The organism is Paraburkholderia sp. SOS3 (assembly GCF_001922345.1).
GTDB lineage: Bacteria > Pseudomonadota > Gammaproteobacteria > Burkholderiales > Burkholderiaceae > Paraburkholderia.
Window position 1 is genome coordinate 16596 of the sequence record NZ_CP018811.1, and the last position, 24682, is coordinate 41277.

The 24682-nt window shown below is 65.9% G+C and carries 23 protein-coding genes and 1 pseudogene; 2 read left to right on the forward strand and 22 right to left on the reverse strand.

Going from position 1 to position 24682, the window contains the following annotated elements:
- Window positions 1–80: 80 nt before the first annotated feature.
- Together flgM and BTO02_RS00090 are read left to right on the forward strand one after the other, a co-directional pair.
- Window positions 81–425, forward strand: a pseudogene (flgM, locus tag BTO02_RS00085) (flagellar biosynthesis anti-sigma factor FlgM).
- A gap of 112 nt (window positions 426–537) precedes the next feature.
- Entirely contained in the window at window positions 538–972 is a 435-nt protein-coding gene (locus BTO02_RS00090) for a flagella synthesis protein FlgN (RefSeq protein WP_075155281.1), read from the forward strand.
- Between the two features lie 19 nt (window positions 973–991).
- Here the strand turns inward: BTO02_RS00090 and BTO02_RS00095 are convergent, their stop codons facing one another.
- The 22 genes from BTO02_RS00095 to flhD all read right to left on the reverse strand — a co-directional run bounded on the left by BTO02_RS00095 (window position 992) and on the right by flhD (window position 24252).
- Window positions 992–1783 (reverse strand): GSU2403 family nucleotidyltransferase fold protein, encoded by a 792-nt coding sequence (locus BTO02_RS00095; protein WP_232243409.1) that lies wholly within the window; start codon window positions 1781–1783, stop codon window positions 992–994.
- 373 nt (window positions 1784–2156) lie between these two features.
- A complete protein-coding gene (locus tag BTO02_RS00100) occupies window positions 2157–2888 on the reverse strand; it encodes an RNA polymerase sigma factor FliA (RefSeq protein ID WP_075155282.1) in 732 nt (243 codons plus the stop codon).
- 24 nt (window positions 2889–2912) lie between these two features.
- Window positions 2913–3782 (reverse strand): nucleotide-binding protein, encoded by an 870-nt coding sequence (locus tag BTO02_RS00105; RefSeq protein ID WP_075155283.1) that lies wholly within the window; start codon window positions 3780–3782, stop codon window positions 2913–2915.
- Entirely contained in the window at window positions 3775–5631 is a 1857-nt protein-coding gene (gene flhF / locus BTO02_RS00110) for a flagellar biosynthesis protein FlhF (RefSeq protein ID WP_075155284.1), read from the reverse strand. Before flhF ends, BTO02_RS00105 begins: the two co-directional genes overlap by 8 nt.
- Complete coding sequence (gene flhA / locus BTO02_RS00115) at window positions 5628–7736, reverse strand: flagellar biosynthesis protein FlhA (RefSeq protein ID WP_075155285.1); 2109 nt, start codon at window positions 7734–7736, stop codon at window positions 5628–5630. The genes flhF and flhA overlap by 4 nt, the downstream gene beginning before the upstream one ends.
- Complete coding sequence (flhB, locus tag BTO02_RS00120) at window positions 7733–8995, reverse strand: flagellar biosynthesis protein FlhB (RefSeq protein ID WP_075155286.1); 1263 nt, start codon at window positions 8993–8995, stop codon at window positions 7733–7735. Before flhB ends, flhA begins: the two co-directional genes overlap by 4 nt.
- Before the next feature lie 194 nt (window positions 8996–9189).
- Window positions 9190–10404 (reverse strand): DUF3443 family protein, encoded by a 1215-nt coding sequence (locus tag BTO02_RS00125; RefSeq protein ID WP_232243402.1) that lies wholly within the window; start codon window positions 10402–10404, stop codon window positions 9190–9192.
- A gap of 79 nt (window positions 10405–10483) precedes the next feature.
- Window positions 10484–11095: a DUF2844 domain-containing protein gene (locus BTO02_RS00130; protein WP_075158481.1), complete on the reverse strand. Its 612-nt coding sequence runs from the start codon at window positions 11093–11095 to the stop codon at window positions 10484–10486.
- Window positions 11096–11448: 353 nt separating this feature from the next.
- Entirely contained in the window at window positions 11449–12156 is a 708-nt protein-coding gene (cheZ, locus tag BTO02_RS00135; RefSeq protein ID WP_075155288.1) for a protein phosphatase CheZ, read from the reverse strand.
- A gap of 1 nt (window position 12157) precedes the next feature.
- Window positions 12158–12553: a chemotaxis response regulator CheY gene (gene cheY / locus BTO02_RS00140; protein WP_075155289.1), complete on the reverse strand. Its 396-nt coding sequence runs from the start codon at window positions 12551–12553 to the stop codon at window positions 12158–12160.
- Window positions 12554–12766: 213 nt separating this feature from the next.
- Window positions 12767–13858, reverse strand: coding sequence for a protein-glutamate methylesterase/protein-glutamine glutaminase (locus tag BTO02_RS00145; protein ID WP_075155290.1), 1092 nt, complete (start codon window positions 13856–13858; stop codon window positions 12767–12769).
- A gap of 5 nt (window positions 13859–13863) precedes the next feature.
- Complete coding sequence (gene cheD / locus BTO02_RS00150; protein ID WP_075155291.1) at window positions 13864–14631, reverse strand: chemoreceptor glutamine deamidase CheD; 768 nt, start codon at window positions 14629–14631, stop codon at window positions 13864–13866.
- Complete coding sequence (locus tag BTO02_RS00155; RefSeq protein ID WP_075155292.1) at window positions 14628–15563, reverse strand: CheR family methyltransferase; 936 nt, start codon at window positions 15561–15563, stop codon at window positions 14628–14630. Before BTO02_RS00155 ends, cheD begins: the two co-directional genes overlap by 4 nt.
- A 177-nt stretch (window positions 15564–15740) precedes the next feature.
- Complete coding sequence (locus BTO02_RS00160; RefSeq protein ID WP_075155293.1) at window positions 15741–17675, reverse strand: methyl-accepting chemotaxis protein; 1935 nt, start codon at window positions 17673–17675, stop codon at window positions 15741–15743.
- Window positions 17676–17702: 27 nt separating this feature from the next.
- Complete coding sequence (cheW, locus tag BTO02_RS00165; protein WP_075155294.1) at window positions 17703–18230, reverse strand: chemotaxis protein CheW; 528 nt, start codon at window positions 18228–18230, stop codon at window positions 17703–17705.
- Between the two features lie 51 nt (window positions 18231–18281).
- Window positions 18282–20615: a chemotaxis protein CheA gene (gene cheA, locus BTO02_RS00170; RefSeq protein ID WP_075155295.1), complete on the reverse strand. Its 2334-nt coding sequence runs from the start codon at window positions 20613–20615 to the stop codon at window positions 18282–18284.
- Window positions 20616–20737: 122 nt separating this feature from the next.
- Window positions 20738–21109: a response regulator gene (locus BTO02_RS00175; RefSeq protein WP_075155296.1), complete on the reverse strand. Its 372-nt coding sequence runs from the start codon at window positions 21107–21109 to the stop codon at window positions 20738–20740.
- 29 nt (window positions 21110–21138) lie between these two features.
- Window positions 21139–22233 (reverse strand): flagellar motor protein MotB, encoded by a 1095-nt coding sequence (gene motB, locus BTO02_RS00180; RefSeq protein ID WP_075155297.1) that lies wholly within the window; start codon window positions 22231–22233, stop codon window positions 21139–21141.
- Window positions 22234–22258: 25 nt separating this feature from the next.
- Window positions 22259–23119, reverse strand: a complete 861-nt coding sequence (gene motA, locus BTO02_RS00185) for a flagellar motor stator protein MotA (protein WP_075155298.1) — start codon at window positions 23117–23119, stop codon at window positions 22259–22261.
- A 134-nt stretch (window positions 23120–23253) separates the two neighbouring features.
- On the reverse strand, window positions 23254–23799 hold the full coding sequence (flhC, locus tag BTO02_RS00190) for a flagellar transcriptional regulator FlhC (protein WP_075155299.1): 546 nt from the start codon (window positions 23797–23799) through the stop codon (window positions 23254–23256).
- Entirely contained in the window at window positions 23789–23923 is a 135-nt protein-coding gene (locus BTO02_RS35355) for a hypothetical protein (RefSeq protein ID WP_269667971.1), read from the reverse strand. Before BTO02_RS35355 ends, flhC begins: the two co-directional genes overlap by 11 nt.
- Complete coding sequence (flhD, locus tag BTO02_RS00195; protein WP_075155300.1) at window positions 23923–24252, reverse strand: flagellar transcriptional regulator FlhD; 330 nt, start codon at window positions 24250–24252, stop codon at window positions 23923–23925. Before flhD ends, BTO02_RS35355 begins: the two co-directional genes overlap by 1 nt.
- Window positions 24253–24682 lie beyond the last annotated feature (430 nt).

Here is a 24682-nt window from a genome sequence, read left to right on the forward strand (position 1 = left end):
AAAAACAGTGGGCTCCGGTTGCGCTAAAGTTTCAGCCGGCGTTTGCCGATATCACGGTCAAATCGTTCAGGAAGCCCATCGTGAAAGTCGATTCCAGCACCAACCCGAATCTGACGCCGCTCAGCAACGGCGTGCAGCGCGGCAGCAAGGCGAAGCCGCCGCGGCCGGCGCTACTGCCGCACGTACGCCAGCCCCGAGCTCGAGCGGCGGCGGCGCGGCCGCGGACGTCAGCCTGTCGGCGCTCGCGGGCCATCTGCAAGCACTCGGCGCATCGAAGCCCGGCCGATATCGATACGGCCCACGTCGAATCGATCAAGCAGGCAATTTCGCGACGGCTCGTTGAAATCGATGCGTCGAAGATTGCCGATGGCGTGCTCGAAACCGCACGCAGCCTGCTGCAAGGCACCCAGCCGTCCGGCAGCTGAGCGTCCGAACGTTCTTTCTCGGGGCGCTCTCACTGGCGGACGCATGTAGAAACCTGCGTCGCCTGCGTCATGCGGGCGGGTTTAACGTTTGAGTGAGAGATGAAAGACGCCCCTGCTTGACACCATCATCGACGAATACGCGACCGTCGAAGCCTTTGCCTCCTTGCTCGCCGTCGAACAGAAAGCGCTGACCACGGCGTATCCGGGCGAAGTCCTGAAGCCGATCGTCGAGCAGAAAACCTCGATGGCCGACAAGCTCGCGATGCTCGAACGCGCGCGCGAAAGCCATCTGCGCGAACGCGGCCTGCCGGCAGGCAAGCGCGGCATGGATCTCGCCGCGGCCGAGGACGCGCGCCTGAACGAGCAGTGGGGCCTGCTGCAGAAATCGGCGGAACGCGCCCGCAAGCTCAACTTCAACAACGGCCTGATGATCCGCACGCGCATGGACTACAACCGCCGCATTCTGGCGGTGCTGCGCGGGACGCCCGAAAAGGCATCGACGTTCTACGGTCCGGACGGCAAGGTGCCGATGTATTCGGGGCTGTAGGCAACGCGCGCTTCAGGCTTCACGCGGCGCGGCTCAGGTCCGCGAGAAAATCGCGCGCACGCTCCGACACGTCCAGTTCGAAGTTCATCGCAAGCGCAGCGGCCGTCGACACACGCGGCCGCGCCTTCTTCTCGATCCTTTCCGCCGCCGCTTCCAGCGAGTCCGGGTAGCGCTCCATCAACGCATCGATGAGCACCACCGCCTGGCGCCGATCCTTGCCGGCCTTCGCGGCGAACCCTGGACCGCGCAGCGTGCTGACGACCAGTTTGTGAAGCGCAAACCTGGCGGGATCCGGCACGGTGACCGGAACCGCGTGTTCCTTGCCGAGCACGAAGCCCTTCGCGGGCTCGGTCAGCAAATATCTGAAGTACGGCAGTCCCGTTGCATGCGCGCGCAGATGCGGCAGCGGTTTCGTTTCGTACGCTTCGGTGCCCGGCACGAGCAGATCGACCTTCAATGGCTGGCCGCGCGCCTTGAACGATGTCGCGGGCCGGCGCGCGTCGAGTTCCGGCACTTCGAGAAAGGGCAGGCTGCTGTCGCGCAGAATGTCGAGGAAGCTGCGATTCTGCGGAATGGCGACCGAAATCGCGCCGGTGCTGCCGATATCGATGTCTTCGGTCCGATAGTTCGCCGACATGCGCACACCGAGCCCGTTCAGCAGCGCGCCGAATGCATGCGAACCGACGAGCACGCCGCCGTGACTGAAAATGCCCGCGTTGTAGAGCGTCGCAATGGTAAGGGCGGCGGAATTGTCGGCTGCGGCGAAACCGGCTTTGCGTAATATCTGAACGTCGGCGGCAAGCTCGCGCATCTCGAAGCTTTCCTGCAGTTTCGCGTCGAGCGTGGCGTTGGTTGCCGGCTCGCCCGCACGGCCGAGCGAGGTCTCGACCCGCTTGCCCGATGCAAGATAGACGCGCCAGTAAACGTAGCTTTTTCCGTCGACGGACTTGATCGACGCAGAGCCCGGAGAATGAAGCAGGATTTGCGTTTGCGCGCGGCACGCTCCGCAACGGAGGCGTACAGCGTTTGCAGCGCATCGTTGTAGAAGGTCGGCATGGCGGCGGAAATTTATACCCTACGATTGCATTGTAGGGTATAAGACCAGCCGGCGCCGTTTTATACCCTATCGTTGCATCGTAGGGTATAAACTCGCGCCGGATCCTTATCAGGCGGGCATGCCCTTTTTAGCTCTCCTCGGCCGCCCACGCCATTTCGCGCAAGCGCGCACGCAGCCGCGCGACTGCCTGGCTATGCAGCTGGCACACGCGCGATTCGCTCACCTCGATCACGGCGCCGATCTCGCGCAGGTTCATCCCGCGCTCGTAATACAGCGACATCAGCAGCTTCTCGCGCTCGGGCAGCCGCTCGATCGCCTCGATCAGCGCGCCGCGCAGGCTCTCGTCGAGCAATGCCGAGAGCGGGTCCGAGTGATCGACGCAATAGCGGTCGAGGAACGGCTCGTCGTCGGCGGAGCGGTCGAAGTCTTCGTAATAGATGAGCTGGCTGCCGTGCAGGTCCTGCAGCATCGACTGATACTCGTCGAGCGGCATCTTCAGGTGCTGCGCGATTTCAGCTTCGCTGGCCGCGCGGCCGAGCTGCTGCTCGACCTGGTGCACCGCCATCTCGAGCTCGCGCGACGTGCGCCGCACGCTGCGCGGCAGCCAGTCGTTGCTGCGCAGCTCGTCGAGCATCGCGCCGCGAATGCGCTGGCTCGCGTAGGTTTCGAACTGCGCGCCCTGATCTTCCTTGTAGCGGCTCGCGGCGTCGAGCAGGCCGATCATGCCGGCCTGAATCAGATCGTCGAGGTCCACGCTCGCCGGCATTTTTGCCACCAGCTGCAGACCGAGCCGCCGGACCAGCGGCGTGTATTTCGTCAGAACGTCGGCCTGAGAAATCTTTCCTTGAGCGTTGTACATCGAGCTCCCCTTGTCCGCTGCCTGTCAGGCGTGCTGTGCGGACGGTTGTTCGGCGTGTGACGCCGGCGTGACTGCCGCGCTCGCCGCCCACGGCGCGCGCGATGACATCGCTGGCCGCATCGGCCAGTACTGCAATTCCGCGGCAAGGTGCCGGAAGTCGCGCGCGGCAGGTGCCGAAGGAAATGCTTCGACGATGCAGCGCGACAGTTCCGCGGAGCGCGTCGTGAGCGGGTCCGCCGCGACGCAGCCGGCGCCTTCGAGCGCCACGGTCAGATAACGCCCCGCGACGGCCGCGAGGTTGTCGAGCGCGAGTTGCGCATCGGAGACGCTGTGCACGTGATTGACGAGCATGCGGAATTGCGCGATCGCATACGCGTAGTGCAGGCGCTTCATGCAGGCGTACGTATCGGTGATCGCCTGCGCGGCAACGCGCGTGACCATCATGAGGTCGTGCGCCTGCAGCGCGAGGTCCGACAGCATGCCGTCGCGTTCGAACTGCACGTCGATCAGCACGACATCGGCCGTGCTGTCGAACACCGCGGCCAGCTGCGACGGTTTGCACATGTCGCGATGGCTGCGCGGCGCAGCGAGCACCGCGAAGCCTGCGCTATGGCGTTCGGTCGCTGCATCGAGCGCCAGCTCGCCGCGCGTAAATGCGACGAAGCGCTCGGCCGCGGCGCCGTTGGGCGTCGCGACGATCGCGTCGGGTTCGCCCGCATGCTCGTCGACGACGAGCACGTCCTTGCCCTGCGCCGCGAGCGCCGCCGCAAGATTGACGACGGTCGTCGAACAGCCGACGCCGGCCGTGCCGCCGGTCACCGCGATCGCGCGCGAACCGTGCCGCGCGAGCAGGCGCCGCAGTCCTTCTGCCTGATCGGACACGAACTTAGCCAAACCGGACCTCGTGCTGCTCGGCAGTCGAGCGTGCGGACAGCGCGGAGAGCAGACCCGGCACGTCGTCTTCCTGCGGAACGAACGGCGAATGATCGCGCGGGATGCAGAACGCGCTGCGAACGAGAAATTTCTTCGTCGCGACGTAAAGGTTTTCCGGCACCTTCTGGCCGGTCGAGACATAGTGCACGGGCAGGCGGTAGCGCAGCACCGCATCGAGCGTGCTGCCGAGATTCGTCGCTTCGTCGAGCTTGGTCAGGATGCAGCCGGCGAGCGGCTGCTTGTCCGGCGCGCTCTGATAGGCCTGTACGACTTCGTTGAGCGTGTCGCCGTGGCAGGTCGCGTTCAGCAGCAGCAGACGCTGCACCGGTTGGCCCGCGCGGCTCAACATCGCGATCTGGTCCGACACGAGGCGGTCGCGCTGGCTCATGCCGATCGTGTCGATCAGCACGATGTGCTTGTTGCGCAGCTCCGAGAGCGCGAGCTGCAGGTCGGCGCCGTCCTTCACCGCATGCACCGACACGCCGAGAATCTTGCCGAAGATGCGCAGTTGCTCGTGGCCGCCGATCCGGTAGCTGTCGGTGGTCAACAGCGCGACCTTGCTCGCGCCGTAGCGCATCACGCAGCGCGCGGCGAGCTTGGCGGTCGTCGTCGTCTTGCCGACGCCGGTCGGACCCATCAGCGCGAACACGCCGCCGCGCTCCATCAGCGCGTCTTCGCTTTCCATCACCGGCAGGTTCGACTCGAGCACCGAGTGCACCCATTCCATGCCCGCGTCGAAGCTCTCGACGGCCGGCAGGTTGTCGACCACCATCCGCACGAGCTGCGCGGAGAAGCCCGCTGCGAACAGGTGCCGCGTGAGCGCCGACTGGATCGGGCTGCGCCGCTGGCTATCGGCCCACAGCAGACCGGCGAAGTGCTCTTCCATCATGCCGCGCAGCGAGGCCAGCTCGTTCATGACCGTTTCGTTGACGATCTGCGACATGCGCGCATTGATCGCGTCGGTGACCGCGGCCGTCACGTTCTCGGGATAGCCGGACGCCGTCGTCGCGCGCTGCGTGGCGCGGCGCGCGGCGAGCTGCGCGGCCTCGCGCGCCCAGTCCGGCGCCTCGTTCGTGAGCGTCGGAATCGCGGCAAGCGAAACGCCGTGCGGATCGTCGCGGCGCGCGCCCGACGCCGGCACCGGCGCGGACATGGGTGCCGGTGCGGCGCCCGGCGCGCCGAGACCCTTCGCAGCGGCGGCCGCAGGCGTGAGCGGCGGCTGTTTGCTGCTGTAGTCGCCGGGCTGGCTATCGCGCTTCGCGGCGATCTGCTGCGCATGGTCGATCAGCCACGGATTCGTTTCGGCCATCGTGGGACGCGGCGCCGGCGCCGGATGCCGTTCCACCGGCTTCATGATCGATGCGGCCGGCACAGCGGGCTTCGCGGGCGCAGTTGCTTCGCTCTTCTCGACGCGCGGCCGCGCCGGTTCGATCTCGGGCCCGATCAGCGCGGCCACGGTTTTCGCTTCGGGCGCGCTCGCGCCGGGTTCGCCGTCGGCGCCCGCTTCGGGGCTCGCGCCGAATACCGACGAAAACACGTCAGGCAAACCGCTCGCATACGGATTGGCAAACCCGGAGACCGCGCCGGCACGCGCTGCGCCTTCCCCGGCCGCGCCTCCCAGCGCCGCCGCGGCGCGCTTGCCCGCAGCCGGCGCGATGGAGGCGAGTTCGCTGTCGGCGAGCGCGACGATCTCGACGCTGCCGTCGGCGAGCGACCGGTTCGACAGCACGACCGCATCGGCGCCGAGCGCTTCGCGAACGAGGCGCAACGCATCGCGACTCGTGGCGCCGGTGAATTTACGGATGTTCAAGCTTGACCCCCGATGAGGTTAACGACCTTGATGTTTCTTGTGTCGGGCACTTCCGCGTACGAAAGCACCTTCAGTTGCGGCAGGCTGCGGCGCAGGAAGCGCGCGAGCATGGCGCGCAGCGAGTGCTGCACGAGCAGCACCGGCGCGTAGCCGAAGCTTTGCTGGCGAGTCATCGCCCGTTGCGTTTCGGTAAGCAGCGTCTGCGCGAGGCCTGGTTCGAGACCGGGGTTCGGACCGGTCGTCAGCGCCTGCGCGAGCACGCGCTCGAGATTCGAATCGAGGCCCATCACCTGCATGTCGCCGCTGCCCGGGAACCATTGCTGCGTGATCGCGCGGCCCAGCGCGAGGCGCACGATGGCCGTGAGGTCGTGCGCGTCGGTGACCTTCGGCGTGTGCTCGGCGATCGATTCGAGAATCGTGCGCATGTCGCGGATCGGCACGCCTTCCTCGAGCAGGTTCTGCAACACCTTTTGCAGCGTCGTGATCGACACCTGCTTCGGGACCAGTTCTTCGACGAGCGACGGCGACGACTTCGTCGTCCGTTCGAGCAGCGCCTGCACTTCCTGGCGGCCCAGCAGCTCGGACGCGTGCATGACGACCAGATGGTTCAGGTGCGTGGCGACCACCGTGCTCGAGTCGACCACCGTGTAGCCGTACACCTGCGCCTGCTCGCGCAGGTTCGTGTCGATCCAGACGGCCGGCAGGCCGAACGCCGGGTCGGTGGTCGGCGCGCCCGGCAGCGCGGCGCTGACCTGCCCCGGATTGATCGCGAGCCACTGGCCCGGATACGCCTCGCCGACGCCGATCTCGACGCCCTTCAAGGTGATGCGGTAGCCGTTCGGACGCAGTTCGAGGTTGTCGCGGATATGGATGACGGGCGGCAGAAAGCCGATTTCCTGCGCGAACTTCTTGCGGATGCTCTTGATCCGCTTGAGCAGCTCGCCGTCCGAGTTGCGGTCGACGAGCGGAATCAGCCGGTAGCCGACTTCGAGGCCGAGCGTGTCGATCATCGTCACGTCGTCCCAGCTCGCCTCGGTGTTCTCGGGCGCGGTCAGCGTGGCCGGCGAAGCCTCGACGAGGGCCGACGCCGACTTGCGCCGCTCGGCGCGCTTCTTCAGCACGCGGCCGAGCTGGATCGCGCCGCCGCCGAGCGCCAGGAACGCGAGGTGCGGCATGTCGGGAATCAGGCCCATCAGCACGAGGATCGAGCCCGTGATCATGAGCACGCGCGGGTTCGAGAACAGCTGCGAGGTCAGCTGCGTGCCGATGTCCTCGTTGGTCGCCACGCGCGACACGATCACGCCGGCGGCCGTCGAAATGACGAGCGACGGGATCTGCGCGACAAGGCCGTCGCCGATCGTGAGCAGCGTGTAGTTCTTGCCCGCGTCCGCGAAGCTCATGCCGTGCTGCGCGACGCCGACGATAAACCCGCCGAGGATGTTGATCACCATGATCAGCAGGCCCGCGATCGCGTCGCCGCGCACGAACTTGCTCGCGCCGTCCATCGAGCCGTAGAACTCGGCTTCCTGGGCGATCTCGCTGCGCCGCTTGCGCGCCTGCTCTTCGTTGATCATGCCGGCGTTCAGATCGGCGTCGATCGCCATCTGCTTGCCCGGCATCGCGTCGAGCGTGAAGCGCGCGGACACTTCGGCAATGCGGCCCGCACCCTTCGTGATCACCATGAAGTTGATCACCATCAGGATGATGAACACCACGATGCCGACCGCGAAGTTGCCGCCGACGAGGAAGTGGCCGAACGCCTCGATCACCTTGCCGGCCGCATCGGGGCCCGTGTGCCCTTCGAGCAGCACGATGCGGGTCGACGCGACGTTCAGCGACAGGCGCAACAGCGTCGAGAACAGCAGCACGCTCGGGAACGCGGCGAAATCGAGCGGCTTGGTCGTGTACATGCTGACGAGCAGCACCATCACCGACAGCGCGATGTTGAACGTGAACAGCAGATCGAGCAGGAACGGCGGCAACGGCAGGATCATCATGCCGAGGATCATGCAGATCAGAATCGGCCCGGCGAGCGCGCGCAGGTTCGCGCTCTGCAGCATGTCAGGGCGGCGCGAGAGGAAACCGGCGCGGGGCGGCGTGCTCATGCGCGGCCTCCGTCGTTGCGCGGGTTGCGGTTGCCGCGCGTGTCGCCACGCTCGCTGGTACGGGCTTGCGGATCGATTGCTTCCACGTCTTCGATATCTTCGATGTCGTCGTCTTCGTCAGCGGCCGGGCCGCGCTTGTCGAGTTCGGCCGGCACGTCGAGGTCGCTCGGGCGTACCGGCTCCGCGCCGCCGTGCGTATTGAAGCGGCGCAGCTGATAGACCCATGCGAGCACTTCGGCGACCGCGCCGTACAGCACGCCCGGCACTTCGGCGTCGAGACGCACGTTGTAATAGAGCGCACGCGCAAGCGGCGGCGCTTCGAGCAGCGGCACGTTGTTCTCGGTCGCGAGTTCGCGAATGCGCGCCGCGACGAGGTTCACGCCTTTCGCGACGACCTTCGGCGCGCGCATCTTGCCGTCCGTGTATTGCAGCGCGACCGCGAAGTGCGTCGGGTTCGTCACCACCACGTCGGCCTTCGGCACGTGCTGCATCATGCGGCGCCGCGCGGCCGCGCGCTGTTGCGCGCGAATGCGGCCTTTCACATGCGGATCGCCTTCGTTTTCGCGGTGCTCGCGCTTGACCTCTTCCTTGGTCATGCGCAGCTTTTTCTCGTATTGCCAGATCTGGTACGGCACATCGAGCGCGGCGATCAGGAACATGCCCGCGACGGTCGTCGCGCAGCACACGGCGATCAGATGGGCGGTGTTCGCGAAGGCCACCGACATCGGCTGCGTGACGAGCGCGAGCACGTCGTCCTTGTGATTCCAGACCGCGAGCGTGCCGATCCCGCCGACCACGAGCGTCTTCGCGAGCGCCATGCCGAGCTGGATCACGCCGTTCGGCGAAAAAATGCGGCCGAGGCCCGACACCGGATTGAGCTTGTTCCACTTCGGCTCGAGCGACTTTGCCGACAGCAGCCAGCCGCCCAGCGCGATCGGCGCGACGAGCGCGGCGAGCCCGGTCAGAAACAGCAGCGGCGCGAGCGCCTGCAGGCCCTGCATGCTCGCGGCGCCCGCCCCGATCAGCATGCGGCGCGTTTCGAAGACGCTCGCGTGATCGAACGTGAACGAGCCGCGCAGCATGCCTTCCAGATGAGCGCCGATCTGACCGGACAGGCCCCACGCGCCGAAGAAGCCGGCCGACAGCAGCGCGAACGAGACTAGCTCGCGCGAGCGCGCGACCTGCCCTTCCTCCCGCGCCTTCTGACGGCGACGGGGGGTGGCTGATTCGGTCTTTTCGAGGTCGCTGTCCTCTGCCACGGGGCTCTCCAGGCGGTCACGGCATCCATTGCCGGTTTTCCGGGTGAGAGCGATTATTCCCGTAGACGTAAAGGGACGATCGGCGGATAAAGGGCGTTAAACCGGGGTATTTCGCGGGATGGAGGAAGCAGCGGGCCGGCAACCCCGCAGCGGCCCCGGACGGGGCCGCTGTTTCGCCGTACGCGAACGCGCGGCTAGAACGCGATAAACGGCGCCCGGCCGCCGGACGCGCGCAGGTCGAGGCCGTGATACACGGTCTTGCCGAAGTAGAACGGCAAGCCGAGATCGAGCGTGCCGCTTGTCGCTCCGGCCGAACCCGTGAGATTGCCTAACGCGAAATTCCCAGTTTTGAGAAGATTATCTGCGTTGTCTGCTGCGAAATTTACAGTTGTCACGGTCGTGCCGACCCCTTGCAGCGTGGCGGTGAGGATCTGCTTGGCGGCTGGGCAGTAGAAACCCTGCGCGTTGCTGCCACACAATGGGAGAGACGCGATCATGAACACGCCGTTAGAACCCGTGTCGAGGAAAGCTTTCACGCCGCTCACGCCATTGAAAGTACTGTTTTGGAGGTCGCCCGCCAAGTCGGAAACGAGCATTGTCACTGTGCCCGGCATCGCGTTGTTCGACTGTGTGTTGATGCCAAAGGTGACAAGGCCCGTCGCGGTCTTCGAGCCTCCGTCTGGCACAGCCGGGAACTGGACGATTACGCCGTTGTTGTCGCTCGCGAAGCGCGCCACAGGGTTCGTGACCTGCTGCGTGACCGCGACCGGCACACGCGTACAATTGGCCGTCGTCGTATTGGGTGGGCAGGAGAAGTACGTGCTCGGATTGTTGACCGACATCGCTGCGGCACATGCGGTTCCGCAGTCCGTAATCGCCACACCGACGCCGAGAATGCCGTTTGCATTGAGCGCATTGGCTGTGTCCTGGGCATTTGACGCGGGCACGCTGTTCGTGCAATTTTCGCTCGGAATCGTTGCCTCCGGTAAATCACCCACCACTTGGATTGGAATACTAGCCGCCGTCTCCCCGCCGATATGTACGTCGGCCGTACGAATCGTCCCCCACGTGAAGCTTTGCGCGAAAAGCGCACATTGCGCAAGGATGCCGGATCCCGATGGCAACGCCGGCAGGCTGGCGCCCACCGAACCCAACGATGTGTTGAGCACACGCAGGCCGAAAGACCTGGTATCGAGCAACACATTGTTGATGGTTTGACACGCGGTCGCCGAACCAGGTGCGCAGACAGTCACGGTCACGGTCGGAATATTCACGTTGCCCGACACACCCTGGCTGATCACCGCGGCGACCTGATTCGCTCCCGAGGGCGTCGGAGTGCTCGGTGAATTCGAACCGGCGCTGTTGTCGCTGCCGCCGCCTCCGCCGCAACCGGCGACGATCAGCGACACGGCAAGCGCGGCGGCGCCTTTCAGCCAAGGCGTCATTCTGGTTGTTCGTTGCACGAGAATTTCTCCAGTCGTCGGTCGATTAGCGGAGTTGGTCGCCGGTTATGCCGGCCGGCATCAGCGCGGGCAGATACCCACAACCGACATAGCTCCCCATGTGGCCGCCCGCGCGAACCACGAGGCCGCCCTGTTCGACCGTCGCCGGGCCGCGTGCGGCACCGCGTGCCGCCCGAGCGGCGCGCGCGCCCTCCACATACTGCTGGTAGTAGTCGTTGCCGAAGATTTCGGTGAGATTCGGATACGCGGGTCCGTTCCAGCATGCGGCGAACACCTGGCCGTTGCCGTCTACGTATTCGCGCACGACGGTGCCGGTTGCGAGCGTGGTCGAGCGCACCGTATAGGCGGCGGGACCCGACGCTGCTGCAGAACCCGACGCAGCCGACGCCACACTTGACGCCGCAGCCGATGCGCCCGGCGTGATCGCATTGCGCATCGTCGCCGTGGCCGACGCGGACGGCGCGCCTGACATGGCCGACGGACCCGACGTCGTCACGCTCGCGCCTTGCGGCGTCGTCATCGGACTGCTGCCCAACGCCGCGTTCGCTGACGGCGCGGCGGCCAGCATGCCGGCCGCGCAGAATGCGGCAGCGGCAAGCGCGAGCACGCGACGCCGCAACGGGTTTGATTCGAACATCGGCACTCTCTCCTTGAAAACCGCGCTCGCGATGCGAGCCGCATGCAGTCCGAACCTGTTTGCATGGTCGCCGACGCATGTTGAAGCGCGATGACACACCGCACCGCGCGCCATTCGGATCCGCCTTCCAGGCCACGCCAGCTGCTTCTCGAAAGCGCGCTGGCAACCGCCCGACAGCGCTGCGCAAGCCCGATGCCCGTTGCCGGAACGGGAAAGGGCCTTTTGCGTTACGCGATGGCTAGTATGCCTGCGGAGAGATCGAAGGGACAGACTCCGCGGCTGCGTGAGCATTCGCTTTCAGCAGCCGCGCAGCCTTCGGGGACGAGAGAGAGCGGGAGTCGGAGAGATCCGCGTCAGAAGCCGAGGCTCGCGAGCAGATCGTCGACTTGCGACTGATCCTGCATGACGTCGGCCTTGCCTTCGGGGTTGATCTGCGGACCGTTGAGCAGACCCTCGGGGCTGCCCGTCGACGACACTTCCGCGACGAGCGCCGCGGCCGTCGCCGCGAACTGCTCGCGCCGCTCGGGCGCGATGTTCTCGACGAGCACGCCGAGCAGTTGCTGCTCGATCACATAGACGATCTCGGTGATCTTCTTGATCACCTGGCCCGTCAGATCCTGGAAATCCTGCGCGAGCATGATCTCGAGCAGTTGCTGGTTGGTCGCCGCCGTCGCGTCGGGCAGCTTGCCGAGAAACGCGTGCGTGTCGTCCATCAGCGTGCGCACTTCGTCACGTTCGAGCGGCGCCGCGTACCACTGCGCCCAGCGCGCATCGAGCTTGCCCGCGTCCTGCTGCAGCTGCTCCTGGATCGGCTTCGCGACTTCGATCGCGGTCAGCACTTTTTCGGCGGCCTGCTCGGTCATCGTCGCGACGTATTTCAGGCGGTCGCGTGCGTCCGGCACGGCTTCCGCGGCACGCTCGACATGCTTGTCGATGCCGAGTTCGCGCATCGAATCGCGCAGCGTGCGCGTCAACTGGCCGATCCGGGCGAGAATCCGGTCGGTGGTGTGATCGCTGTCGTCGCGCGCGACCGCGTCCTGCGCGTTGGTCGGCTGGTTCACATTAGCCCCCGGTTTTGCCCATCTTTTCAAGAATCTTGTTCAGCTTCTCGTCGAGGGTCGCCGCGGTGAACGGTTTCACGACATAGCCGCTCGCGCCGGCCTGCGCCGCCGCGATGATGTTTTCCTTTTTCGATTCGGCGGTCACCATCAGCACCGGCAGGTGCGTCAAGGCTGCGTCCGCGCGAATTTCCTTCAGCATCGCGAGGCCGTCGAGGTTCGGCATGTTCCAGTCCGAGATCACGAACTCGTAGCTGCCGCCGCGCAGCCGCGCAAGACCCGCCGCGCCGTCTTCCGCTTCGTCGACATTCGAGTAGCCAAGCTCCTTGAGCAGGTTGCGGACGATCCGGCGCATCGTCGGAAAGTCGTCCACCACCAGAATCTTCATTCCCTTGTCCATCTGATTCCCCTCTATTTCCCAATCCAGCCGGGCGGCGCACCGCCACCCGTTCGTCATTCAGTTCCCGGTCCGCTCAGGCCCCATGCAACAAAGCTGCATCGATGTGCCGTATAGAACGGTTATCGGCTGCACCGCGGTTACTCTGTAACCCAAATGGCCCGCTCAAGACCCCGTCGCGGCGTCGCCTTCGCACGCGCGCCGCGACCGGCATGATTACACACGCTGCACCCGTTCGCCCATCGAGTTGAGTCGCGCCATCACGCGGCGGCTCATGTCGGCAAGCGGAGAGATGTCGTCGGCGGCGCCCATCGCGATCGCTTCGCGCGGCATGCCGAACACGATGCAGCTCGCCTCGTCCTGCGCGAGCGTATAGGCGCCCGCGCGGCGCATGTCGAGCAGGCCCGCGGCGCCGTCGCGGCCCATGCCGGTCAGGATCACGCCGATCGCGTTCTTGCCCGCATGCTGCGCGGCCGAGCGAAACAGCACGTCGACCGACGGACGGTGCCGGTTCACCGGCGGCTCGTCCGACAGGTGCGCGATATAGTTCGCGCCGCTGCGTGCGAGCAGCAGGTGCGCATGGCCCGGCGCGATGTAAGCGTGGCCCGGCAACACGCGCTCGCCGTGCTCCGCCTCTTTCACCGTGATGCGGCACAGGCCGTTCAGACGTTGCGCGAAAGATTTGGTGAAGCCCGGCGGCATATGCTGCGCGATCAGCACCGCCGGCGCATCGGGCGGCAGCGGCACGAGCACTTCGCGAATCGCCTCGGTGCCGCCCGTCGACGCGCCGACGATAATCAGCTTCTCGGTCGATACGAGCGGGTTATTGAAGAGCGGCGCATGCGCGGCGGCCGCCGGATGCGCGCCGCCTGCTGCCGGATGCGCGGCCGGCGCCGCCTGCCGCACGCGCGCGCGGGCTGCCGCGCGCACTTTGTCGGCGAGCTTCTCCGAGTATTCGAGCATGCCGTCGCGGATGCCGACGCGCGGCTTCGTCACGAAATCGACGGCGCCCAGTTCGAGCGCGCGCAGCGTGATTTCCGAGCCGCGCTCGGTCAGCGACGACACCATCACGACCGGCATCGGCCGCAGTCGCATCAGCTTCTCGAGGAAATCGAGGCCGTCCATGCGCGGCATTTCGACGTCGAGCGTCAGCACGTCCGGGTTGTGCTGCTTGATCAGCTCGCGCGCGACGAGCGGATCGGGCGCCGTCGCCACCACTTCCATGTCCGGCTGGCCATTGATGATCTCGGTCATCAGGCTGCGGATCAGCGCCGAATCATCGACGCACAGTACCTTGATCTTTTGCACAGTTGCTACGCCTCCTCTGCGGTCCGCGCATTTTTGGAATCGTTCTCGCGGCCGCCCGCGTTGAACAGCTCGATACGTGGCTTCGTCGCGCCGCCTGCGGTGCCGGCTGCGGAGCCGCCGGCGCGCGGCGCGCTGCCGCCGCCCTTGCCGGCACTGAACAGCTCGACGCGCGCGCGCGCCCTAGCGAGGCGTTCGGCGCGCTGCTCGGCGCTCTGCCGGGCCAGCACGCGTTCGCGCTCCGCCACATCCGGGTCTTGCTGCAATCCGAGTTTCTTCACCATCACCTGGCCGGTGCGCGGCAGGAACGCGACCTTGCGCGGATGTGCGCCCTGCAGGTCTTCGGCGATGATGCGGATTTTTTCGAGCGCGAGATAGCGGCGCACGAATTCGGAATTGCGATCGCCGATATTCATCGTCGTCATGCCGGCGAGCACGGCGGCGCCGCCGAACACTTTCGCTTCGAACCGCTCGCGGCGCCCGCCCGCCTTGATCAGCTCGTTGATCAGCACTTCCATCGCGTACGCGCCGTAGCGCATGGCGTCGGAGGCGGCCTGCACGACTTCGGCGCCGTCGTCGGGCAGCATGAAGTGATTCATGCCGCCGATGCCCGCGGTGCGGTCCTGAATGCAGGCGGCGACGCACGAACCGAGCACGGTGACGAGCACCATGTCTTCGTTCGTCGTATAGAACTCGTTGGGCAACAGCTTCACGCCGGGACGCTTGAAGTGGTTGTCGTAATAGAGGTTGTTCGCGATCGGCAATCCGGTGCTCATGCGCTCACCTCGTTCATCGCACCGTGCGTGCGTCCCTGCGCGGGCGCGGCGCCGCTGTCGCGCGTCAGCTCGTAGACGGTCTGGCCTTTGAGCCGGAACGCCTGCGTCACATAGGTGAAGTTCTCCGAGTGGCCGGCGAACAGCAGGCCGCGCGGCTTCACGAGCGGCTCGAAGCGCGCGAGCACCTGCGACTGCGTCGGCTTGTCGAAGTAGATCATCACGTTGCGGCAGAAGATCGCATCGAACGGGTTGCGCAGGCCGTAGTCGCGATCGGTCAGGTTGAGCCGCTCGAAACGGATCATCGCGCGCAGTTCGGGCCGCACCTTGACGAGCCCCGCATGCGCGCCCGTGCCGCGCAGGAAAAAGCGCTTCAGGCGCTCCGGCGACAGATGCCGCACCTGCTCGTACTGATAGACGCCCGCATCGCATTTGGCGAGCACTTGCGTGTCGATGTCGGTGGCGAGCACGCTCGCGTGGCGCGCGGCCGATTCGCCGAGCGCTTCGACGAGCGTCATCGCAATCGAATACGGCTCTTCGCCGGTCGAAGCCGCCGAACACCAGACCGACACCGGCTGCTGCCGCTTCTTCACGAACTCCGCGAGAATCGGGAAGTGATGCGCTTCGCGGAAGAACGCGGTCAGGTTGGTGGTCAGCGCGTTGGTGAACGCCTCCCATTCGGCCGGATCGTCGTTTGCTTCGAGCTGGTCGAGATAGTCGCGGAAGCTGTCGAGGCCGAGCGTGCGCAAGCGGCGCGCAAGCCGGCTATACGCCATATCGCGCTTGTGATCGGACAGCGAAATGCCCGCGCGGCGATAGATGAGCTCGCGAATGCGCGTGAAGTCCGCCGACGTGAATTCGAAGTCGCGGCCCGGCTCGCCGGCGCGCGGTGCGTCGGCGCGGCCGCCGCGTTGCGTTGCGCGCGTGTCGCTCATTGGATTCCCCGCTTATGGATTCCCTGCTTATGGATTCCCAGCTTACGCGCCGCGTATGGGGCACGGTCGTGCGCCGGCAACGGACGGCCCCGCCCGAGCGCGCTGCCAAAGCGCGCTGTGCCGTGTCGCCCGTTCGCGGGCGCGAAGCCGTGCCGCTGCATGTTCGCGTCAATCCTTCTAGAACGTTTCCCAGTCCGCGTCGGCGCTCGCGCTAACCGTCGTCGGAACCACCGGCGCCGCTGCGGTGGCCGTGGCACGCGCAGCCGGACGCTTCAGCACCGGCTCGCGGCGGGCCGCCGGTTTCGCGACATCGTGCTTCGCTGCGTCGTGCTTCACTGCGTCGCGCTTCGCTGCGTCGTGCTTCACTGCGTCATGCTTCGCTGCGTCGTGCTTCGCTGCGTCATGCTTCGGCGCGTCCACGCTCGCGCCGATATAAGCCGGCACCACGGGCTTCGTTGCCGATGCAACCGGTCTGACCAGAGCGGCGGACGCCGCCGACTGCGCACGCACCGGCGCACGCGCAGGCGCTGCCGCAAAGCTCGCGAAATCGGCCGAGCCGTTGCTGGACACGCGCCAGCCGCCGACCACGCCGCGCAACTGCCGCGTCTGTTCTTCGAGCGATGCCGCTGCGGCCGCCGCCTGTTCGACGAGCGCCGCGTTCTGCTGCGTCACGTCGTCCATCTGGCTGACCGCGCGATTGACCTGCTCGATGCCGCCCGACTGTTCTTCCGACGCCGCGCTGATCTCGCCCATGATGTCGGTCACGCGCCGCACGGCCTGCAGGATCTCTTCCATCGTCGCGCCGGCGCGGCCGACGAGTTCCGAGCCGCCCTGCACCTTCGCGGCCGAGTCGCCGATCATCTCCTTGATTTCCTTCGCGGCGCTCGCGCTGCGCTGCGCGAGGCTGCGCACTTCGCCCGCCACGACCGCGAAGCCGCGTCCCTGCTCGCCCGCGCGCGCCGCTTCGACGGCGGCGTTCAGCGCGAGTATGTTCGTCTGGAACGCGATGCCTTCGATCACGCCGATGATGTCGACGACCTTGTTCGAGCTGGCCGCGATATCGCGCATCGTGACGACGACTTCGCTGACCACCTCGCCGCCGCGCGTCGCGATTTCGGACGCGTTGACCGCGAGCTGGCTCGCCTGGCGCGCGTTCTCGGCGTTCTGCCGCACGGTGCCGGTCAGCTGTTCCATGCTCGACGCCGTTTCCTGCAGCGAGGCGGCCTGCTGCTCGGTGCGTTGCGACAGATCGGTGTTGCCCATCGCGATTTCGCGCGCGCCCGTATCGATCGACTCGGTGCTCGAATGCACCGACTTCACGAGCGTCACCACGCCGTCCTGCATCTTGCGGATCGCCGCGAAGAGCCGCCCCATTTCATTGCGGCTCGTATTGCGCACGGTCTGCGTGAGGTCGCCGGTCGCAATGCGCTCGAAGCATTCGATCGCTTCGTCGAGCGGCTTCGAGATCATGCGGCTCATCACCACGCGCACGACGATCATCATCAGCAACGCGACCACGATGCCCGCGCCGATCAGCGCCTTCATCGTGGCGATATAGTGCGCGGCGTCCGTCTGCTGCTGGTTCGCGCGTTCCTGCAGCGCCTTCACGATCGGCGCGGCCGCGTTGTCGAACGCGACGAACATCGGGCTGATTTTCGTATTCGCGATCTTGCGGTATGTGGTCAGGTCGACGTCGCGCAGCGCGGCGATTTCGGGCTCGACGCCTTCGTGCAGCAGCGAAGTGCGGCGCGCCACGGCCTCGTCGATCAGCGCCTGGTCGATGCCGCTCTTTTGCAGCGACGCGAACGTCTGCCACGCTTCGTTCGATTTGTTGAACAGCTCCTGTGCGCGATCGATCGCCGCCTTCGCCTGATCGAGCTCGCCGTCGCCGAGCAGGCCGCTCGCGCGATCGAGCGAGACACGGCCGCGCAGCAGATAAGTCGACGTATCGCTCAACGCGCGCGTGGCCGTCAGATCGCCGTTCGCGATTTCATCGAGCGCATCGGTGGCGCGCGTCAGCGAAAACACCCCGAGCGCGCCGACCGCGACCGTCAACAGCACGAGCACGGCGCCGACCACGGTCAGCGCCGCGCGGATCGACCATCGGTTCATATGTCGTTCTCCCGCTCGCGTGGGCCTTTAGAGGCTGACTGCCTCGATCAGCTCCATCTCGCGGCTCGTCATGAGCTTTTCGATGTCCATCAGGATCAGCATGCGGCCGTCGACGGTGCCGAGGCCCGTCAGGTATTCGGTCGTCAGCGTCGCGCCGAATTCGGGCGCGGGCATGATCTGATCGGCCGTCAGCGTCAGCACGTCCGACACGCCGTCGACCACCATGCCGACCACGCGATGCGCGACGTTGAGGATGATCACGACGGTCTGGTGGTCGTATTCGACGCGGCCCAGATGGAACTTGATACGCATGTCGACGATCGGCACGATGATGCCGCGCAGGTTGATCACGCCCTTGATGAAGTCGGGCGCGTTCGCGATGCGCGTGACGCTGTCGTAGCCGCGGATTTCCTGCACCTTCAGAATGTCGATGCCGTATTCCTCGGCGCCGAGCGTAAAGACGAGGAACTCCTGGCCGCCGGCATCGGCTTGCGCTGCATCGCGGCGGCTCACTGCGCCGCCAAGGGCCGGGTTGATCGATTGAATGTCTGCCACGTTAGCCCCCAAAGGGTTGGGTATGAGTTGATTTATCGGTTGATCAGGCGATCAGGCCATCGCGAGCGCGCCGTGCGCGGCACGCGTCTCGCGATTCAACGCCGCCACGTCGACAATCAGCGCGACGCTGCCGTCGCCGAGAATCGTCGCGGCGGAAATGCCGTGCACCTTCCGGTAGTTCGTTTCGAGGTTCTTCACGACCACCTGCTGCTGGCCGACGAGTTCGTCGATCAGCATCGCGAAACGACGGCCTTCCGTTTCCATGATCGTGACGATGCCCTGGGTCGGGTCGGTGCGCGCGCCGTCGACATTGAACACTTCGTGCAATGCGACGAGCGGCAGATATTCGCCGCGCACGCGCACGACGCGCTCGCCGTTCGCGACGGTGTAGATGTCCTCGGCGCGCGGCTGCAGCGACTCCATCACGAAGTTCAGCGGCAGAATGAAGATCTCGTTGCCCACCTTGACCGACATGCCGTCGAGAATCGCCAGCGTGAGCGGCAACACGATGCGCGTGGTGCTGCCCTTGCCTGCGTGCGACGTGATTTCGACGTGGCCGCCCATCGACTGGATGTTCCGCTTCACGACGTCCATCCCGACGCCGCGGCCCGACACATCGGTCACCTGTTCGGCGGTCGAGAACCCCGGCAGGAAAATCAGGTTCCACACTTCTTCGTCGGTCATCGATTCGCTGACCGACATGCCCTGCTTCATCGCCTTCGCGAGAATCTTGTCGCGGCGCAGGCCGGCGCCGTCGTCGCTGACTTCGATCACGATATTGCCGCCGTGATGCGCGGCCGACAGCACGAGCTGGCCCGTGCCGTCCTTGCCCGCTGCGCGCCGCGCTTCGACGGTTTCGATGCCGTGATCGAGACTGTTGCGCACGAGGTGCGTGAGCGGGTCGATGATGCGCTCGATAAGGCTCTTGTCGAGTTCGGTCGCCTGACCGAAGGTGACGAGTTCCACTTCCTTGCCGAGCTTCGCCGCGAGATCGCGCACGAGACGCGGGAAGCGGCTGAAGACGTAGTCCATCGGCATCATGCGGATCGACATCACGGCTTCCTGCAGATCGCGCGCGTTGCGCTCGAGCTGCGCCATGCCGTTGTAGAGGCGATCGTGCAAGGCCGGATCGAACGTGCTCGTGGTTTCCGCGAGCATCGCCTGGGTGATCACGAGTTCGCCGACGAGGTTGATCAGCTGATCGACCTTCTCGACGCCGACGCGGATCGAACTGCCTTCGGCGCTCGCGGCGGCGGCCGGACGCGCCTTGCGATCCTGCTCGGCGGACTGCTGTTGCGACGCGGCGGCCGGTGCGGCCACCGACGTGCTTGCCGCCGCTGCGGGCGCGGCCGGCGCCGCGACCGCCGTTGCGGCCGGCGCCGCGCTTGCTGCCGGCGCGGCGGCCGGTACCGGCGCAGCCGACGCTGCCGCGGCTTGCTCGGCCGCAGCCGGCGCCGCCGCGGCGGCAGCCGGTTGTGCCGCTGCCGGCGGCACGGCGTCCACCGCTTGCGTGGCCGGCGCCGCCGCTGCTTCCACCTGCGCATCGCCAGCGGGCGCGCTGCCGCGGCCCACCGAGATCTGACTCTCGTCGATCACGAAGCACAGCACCGCGACGATGTCGTCGGACGGCACATCGGTTTCGAGCCACAGCGTCAGGTCGCCGCCTGTCTTCACCTGTCCGACGATCTGCCCGAGGTTGCCCAGCTCTTCGGCGAGCAGCGCCTCGTCCTTCTCTCCCACGCCCCGTAGCGTAATTTTCAGATGTGGCCCGGCGGCGTCTGCTGCGCCGCTCGTGGCCGGTGCTGCTGTCGTTGTCGATGCTGCCGCGTCGATGCCGTGGCGGGCATTCGCTGCATCGACGGCCTGATCGACGACGTGCTCGGGCGGCGACCCCGCAGGCGCTTGCGCCGCAGCCGGCGCAATCGTTGGCGCGGCTGCGGGCGCTGCGGCCGGCTGCGCCGGCGCTGCCGCCGCCGACGTGTCGGCGCCGAAGCGGTTCTCCGCATTGAGCCGCTCGAGCTTCGCGCAGATCGCCGCGGCCACGGCCGCGTCGGGTTCCTGGCTCGCGCGATAGTCGGCGAGCTGCCCGGACAGCACGTCCTTCGTTTCGAGGAACGTGTCGATCATGTCCTTGCGCAGCACGAGTTCGTTGTTGCGCGCGCGGTCGAGCAGCGATTCGAGGATGTGCGTCGTCTCCGTCAGCGCGGTGAAGCCGAACGTCGCGGCGCCGCCCTTGATCGAATGCGCGGCGCGGAAAATCGCAGCGAGATCTTCGGGGTCGGGTTGGCCGACGTTCAGATTGAGCAGCAACTGCTCCATCTGCGCGAGCAGTTCATCCGCTTCGTCGAAGAACGTCTGATAGAACTGTGTGATATCGAGTGTCATGCCTGGTTCACCGCGAATATTTCTGTCTTCTGGGCTCGTACTGCGGGGCTCGTACTGCGGGGCCCGTACTGCTCAGCTCGTGCCGCCGGGTTGTCAACTTGCTGTGTGGCGGTGCTTCAGGTTCAATCCGGCGCATCGAGCGTCGAAACGAGCTCGGTCAACATATCCGGATCGAGCGGTTTCTCGATCCAGCCCGTTGCGCCCGCCGCGCGCGCGGCCTCCTTGAACGGTTCGCCGGATTCCGTTGTCAGCAACAGGATCGGCGTCGCCTCGTAGGCGGGGTTCGCGCGCAATTCGGCGATCAGATCGACGCCGGTCTTGCCCGGCATGTGCTGATCGGTCAGCACGAGATCGAACGCCATCGCGAGCGCGTGCTCAAGTCCTTCGTCCCCATCTTTGGCGACCGTCACGTCGTAACCGGCGGTCGTCAGCGTCGCGCGGAGAATCTCCCGCATCGCGGCCGAATCGTCGATCGCGAGAATGTGCCTGATCATGAAAACCTCGCTGCGTCCCCAATATGGATTTACTTGATCTGTACCGCGGCCGCGGCGGCGGGTGCCGGCTGCGGCGTCGTGATGCCCGGCGCCGGCACGTCCGGCATGACCACGCCCGGCGCCCGCGCGGCGGGCCCCGCGCCCGGCGCCGTCGCCTGCCCGATCTTCTGCACGAGCGGCGGTGCGAACGATGCCGAACCGCCCGCATCGTCCGACAGCGTGGTGGTCGTCGTGTCGTCCTGGTTCATCTGCTCCTCGGACTTCTTGTTGAGCACGATGATGCTGATGCGCCGGTTCTCCGGATCGAGCGGATCGGCCTTGTTCAGGTTCTGCGTCGAAGCGAGGCCGATCACGCGCAGCACCTTCGATTCGTCCATGCCGCCCGCGATGAGCTCGCGCCGCGACGCGCTCGCGCGGTCCGCGGACAGTTCCCAGTTGCTGTAGCCTTTCTCGCCGCCCGCGTAAGGCACGGCGTCGGTGTGGCCCTGCACGACGATGCGGTTCGGCACGTCGTTGAGCGTCTTGCCGATCTCGCGCAGGATGTCGCGCATATACGGTTCGACTTCGTCTTTCGCGGTCGCGAACATCGGCCGCTTCTGCGAATCGACGATCTCGATGCGCAGACCCTGCAGCGTCGAGTCGATGCGGATCTGCTGCTTGAACTGGCGCAGCACCGGGTTCGCCTGGATCGCGGCCATCAGCTTGACCTGCAGGTCGTGCAGGCGCACCTGTTCGCGCCGCTCGAGCTGGCCCTGGCTCAGCGCGGCCGCTTCGTCGTCGTTGTGCGCGACCGAATGCGTGCCGTTGCGCGTCGTGCCGTCGGTCTGGCGCATCACGCCCTGGCGGTCGGTCGATACGTCGCGGCCGCCGGCGCGAATCACGCTCGAATCGGTCGAGCTGCGGTCGCCGCCCCACAAGGTGATTTTCAGCGGCTGGTTGAAGTAGTCGGCAATGCCCTTCAGCTGGACGGTGGATGCCGAGCTCAGCAGCCACATCAACAGGAAGAACGCCATCATCGCGGTCATGAAGTCCGCGTACGCGAGCTTCCATGCACCGCCGTGGTGGCCGGCCTTTTTCGGCGACGCGCGCTTGACGACGATTGCGCGATCCTTGTCCTTGCTCATGTCGGCTGCTCCGCCTGCCTCTGCGTTACTTCGCCTTCACGCGCCGCACGTGCTCTTCGAGCTCGGCGAACGACGGGCGCTCGGTCGAAAACAGCACCTTGCGGCCGAACTCGACCGCGATCGCGGGCGCATAGCCATTCAGGCTCGCGAGAATCGTGACCTTGATGCACTGGAACATCTTCGTCGACTCGGTCACGCGCTGTTCCGCGACGCTCGCGAGCGGCCCGATCAGGCCATACGACAGCAAAATGCCGAGGAACGTCCCGACCAGCGCCTGGGCGATCATCTGGCCGAGAATCGCGGGCGGCTTGTCGGCGGACGCCATCGTGTGGACCACGCCCATCACCGCGGCGACGATACCGAAGGCCGGCATCGCGTCGCCGATCTTCGAGAGCGCGTGGCTCGGCGCTTCGCCTTCGGCATGATGCGTTTCGATCTCTTCGTCCATCAGGCTTTCGATTTCGAACGCGTTCATGTTGCCGCCCACCATGAGCCGCAGGTAGTCGGTCAGGAATTCGACGATGTGGCGGTCGGCGAGGATTTTCGGGTACTGCGTGAAGATCGGGCTCTTTTCCGGGTCGTCGATATCGGCTTCGAGCGTGAGCGTGCCTTCCTTGCGCGCCTTCGCGAGCAGCACGTACAGGAGCGCCATCAGCTCCATGTAGACGTCCTTGTTGTACTTCGAGCCCTTGAACAGCGTCGGGATCACGCGGACGGTCGCCTTGATCGTCTTCATGCCGTTGCCGAGGATGAAGGCTCCGACGCCCGCGCCGACGATCATCAGCACTTCGACGGGCTGCAGCAGCGCGCCCAGATGGCCGCCCTCCAGCGCATAACCGCCGAAGACGGACAGCAGCGTCACGAGTGTTCCCAGGAAAATCAGCACCGCGGAGCCCCCAAATTAGGCGACGGAGATCGTCGTTAATTGGGTTTACGGCAGGGAAACGAAAAACCTTTGACGGAAAAGCCGCTTGCCGCCCCCGTGTAAACCTTGGGGCGGCGGCGCTTTGCGGGGAGAGGTCAAACCGCCGCGCGGGCCCGCTCGTCGGCGGCCTTGCGGGTCTTTCCGGCCCGTGAAGGCGGCTGGCACAGCCCGCAAACGAAGCCCGCGCGCGGATCGTGCGCATGCGCGACGAAATGTCCGCCGCAACGCGTGCACGGCGTCAGCTGCAGCATGCCTGAGTCAAAAAAGCGCACGAGCGTCCAGGCGCGCGTCAGGCTCAGCACGGGTTCTTCGCCGTTCATCTGCACGTGCTCGCGATACAGCCGGTAGCCTTTGACGATCGATTGAATCGTCTCGCAGCCGCCGCGCGCCGACATGAACCGGTAAATGTTGTAGAACAGCGACGAGTGAATATTCGGCTGCCACGTCATGAACCAGTCGGTCGAGAACGGCAGCATGCCCTTCGGCGGCGATTCGCCCTTCAATTCCTTATATAGCTTGATGAGCCGGTCGCGCGACAGGCTCGTTTCGGCCTCGAGCAGTTGCAGACGCGCGCCGAGCTCGATCAGCTCGATCGCCAGCGTGATTTCGCGCACCTCGACCACGACGCTCCTAGTGGCCATGCGCGATGCGCTCCATGCCGTCGCCGCTGGCCGCAATCGCCGGCACTGCGGCGGGCCGCCCGAGCGCGCGGTAAAAGCCGCGCCGGGCGGCATCGTGCGTGCGAGCCTGCAACGCAGCGCGCATCAGCCGATCTGCTCCACGCGCTGGCCCGCCATGAGGATGGCCGAGTGCGCCTGGCTCACGGAAGTCGGCTTGCCTTTGTCGGCGAGCGAAGAAAGGATCGCGTGATCGTCGAAGCGGAAGCGGCACAGCAGCTGGTTCGACGCCGACAGCTTGACGGTCTGCGCAAGTGTCAGATTGACGAGCACGTCGGCAAGCTGCTCCGAGATCCCCATGCGGAACATGCCCATCGGTTTGTCCTCTCGCAACAGACGTTGCGCGAGCAACAGATACGACAGGTTCACTTCCTTGATCTCATTGAGCATGTCACTACTAGCGACGGTAGCGCTCATGATTCCCCCGAATTTGAATCCCGATTGAAGCTTGATGGTCTTGACTGGTCTTGTCTGGCCCGGCACGAAATCGTTTGCTCTTTCGCGTCCGCCGGGTTTTTTCAGGGGACACGATCGGCAGTGTGATGACCGTGCAAGCATTGTGTCTCTGGCCGTTTCGCACGAAAAGCGGACATTCGCCCGTCCGGACGACGGAATAGTCCATTAATGCTGTAGGAATTTTTCCTACAAAACGGAGATCAGGCTCGGAGAATGCTAAGGGATGTTTCGCTGCCGGGTGGTGCTGCCGGCGCGGGGAGATGGGCGAGCGAATTATAGGGTGCTTTCATGCTGCTGCAACAATCGAGGTGTAACCGGCGACGCGCCGCTTGCCATGACGGGGCGGCCTCGCCCATCATGGCGGGCGGCCGCAAAGCCTTGTCGCGCAATG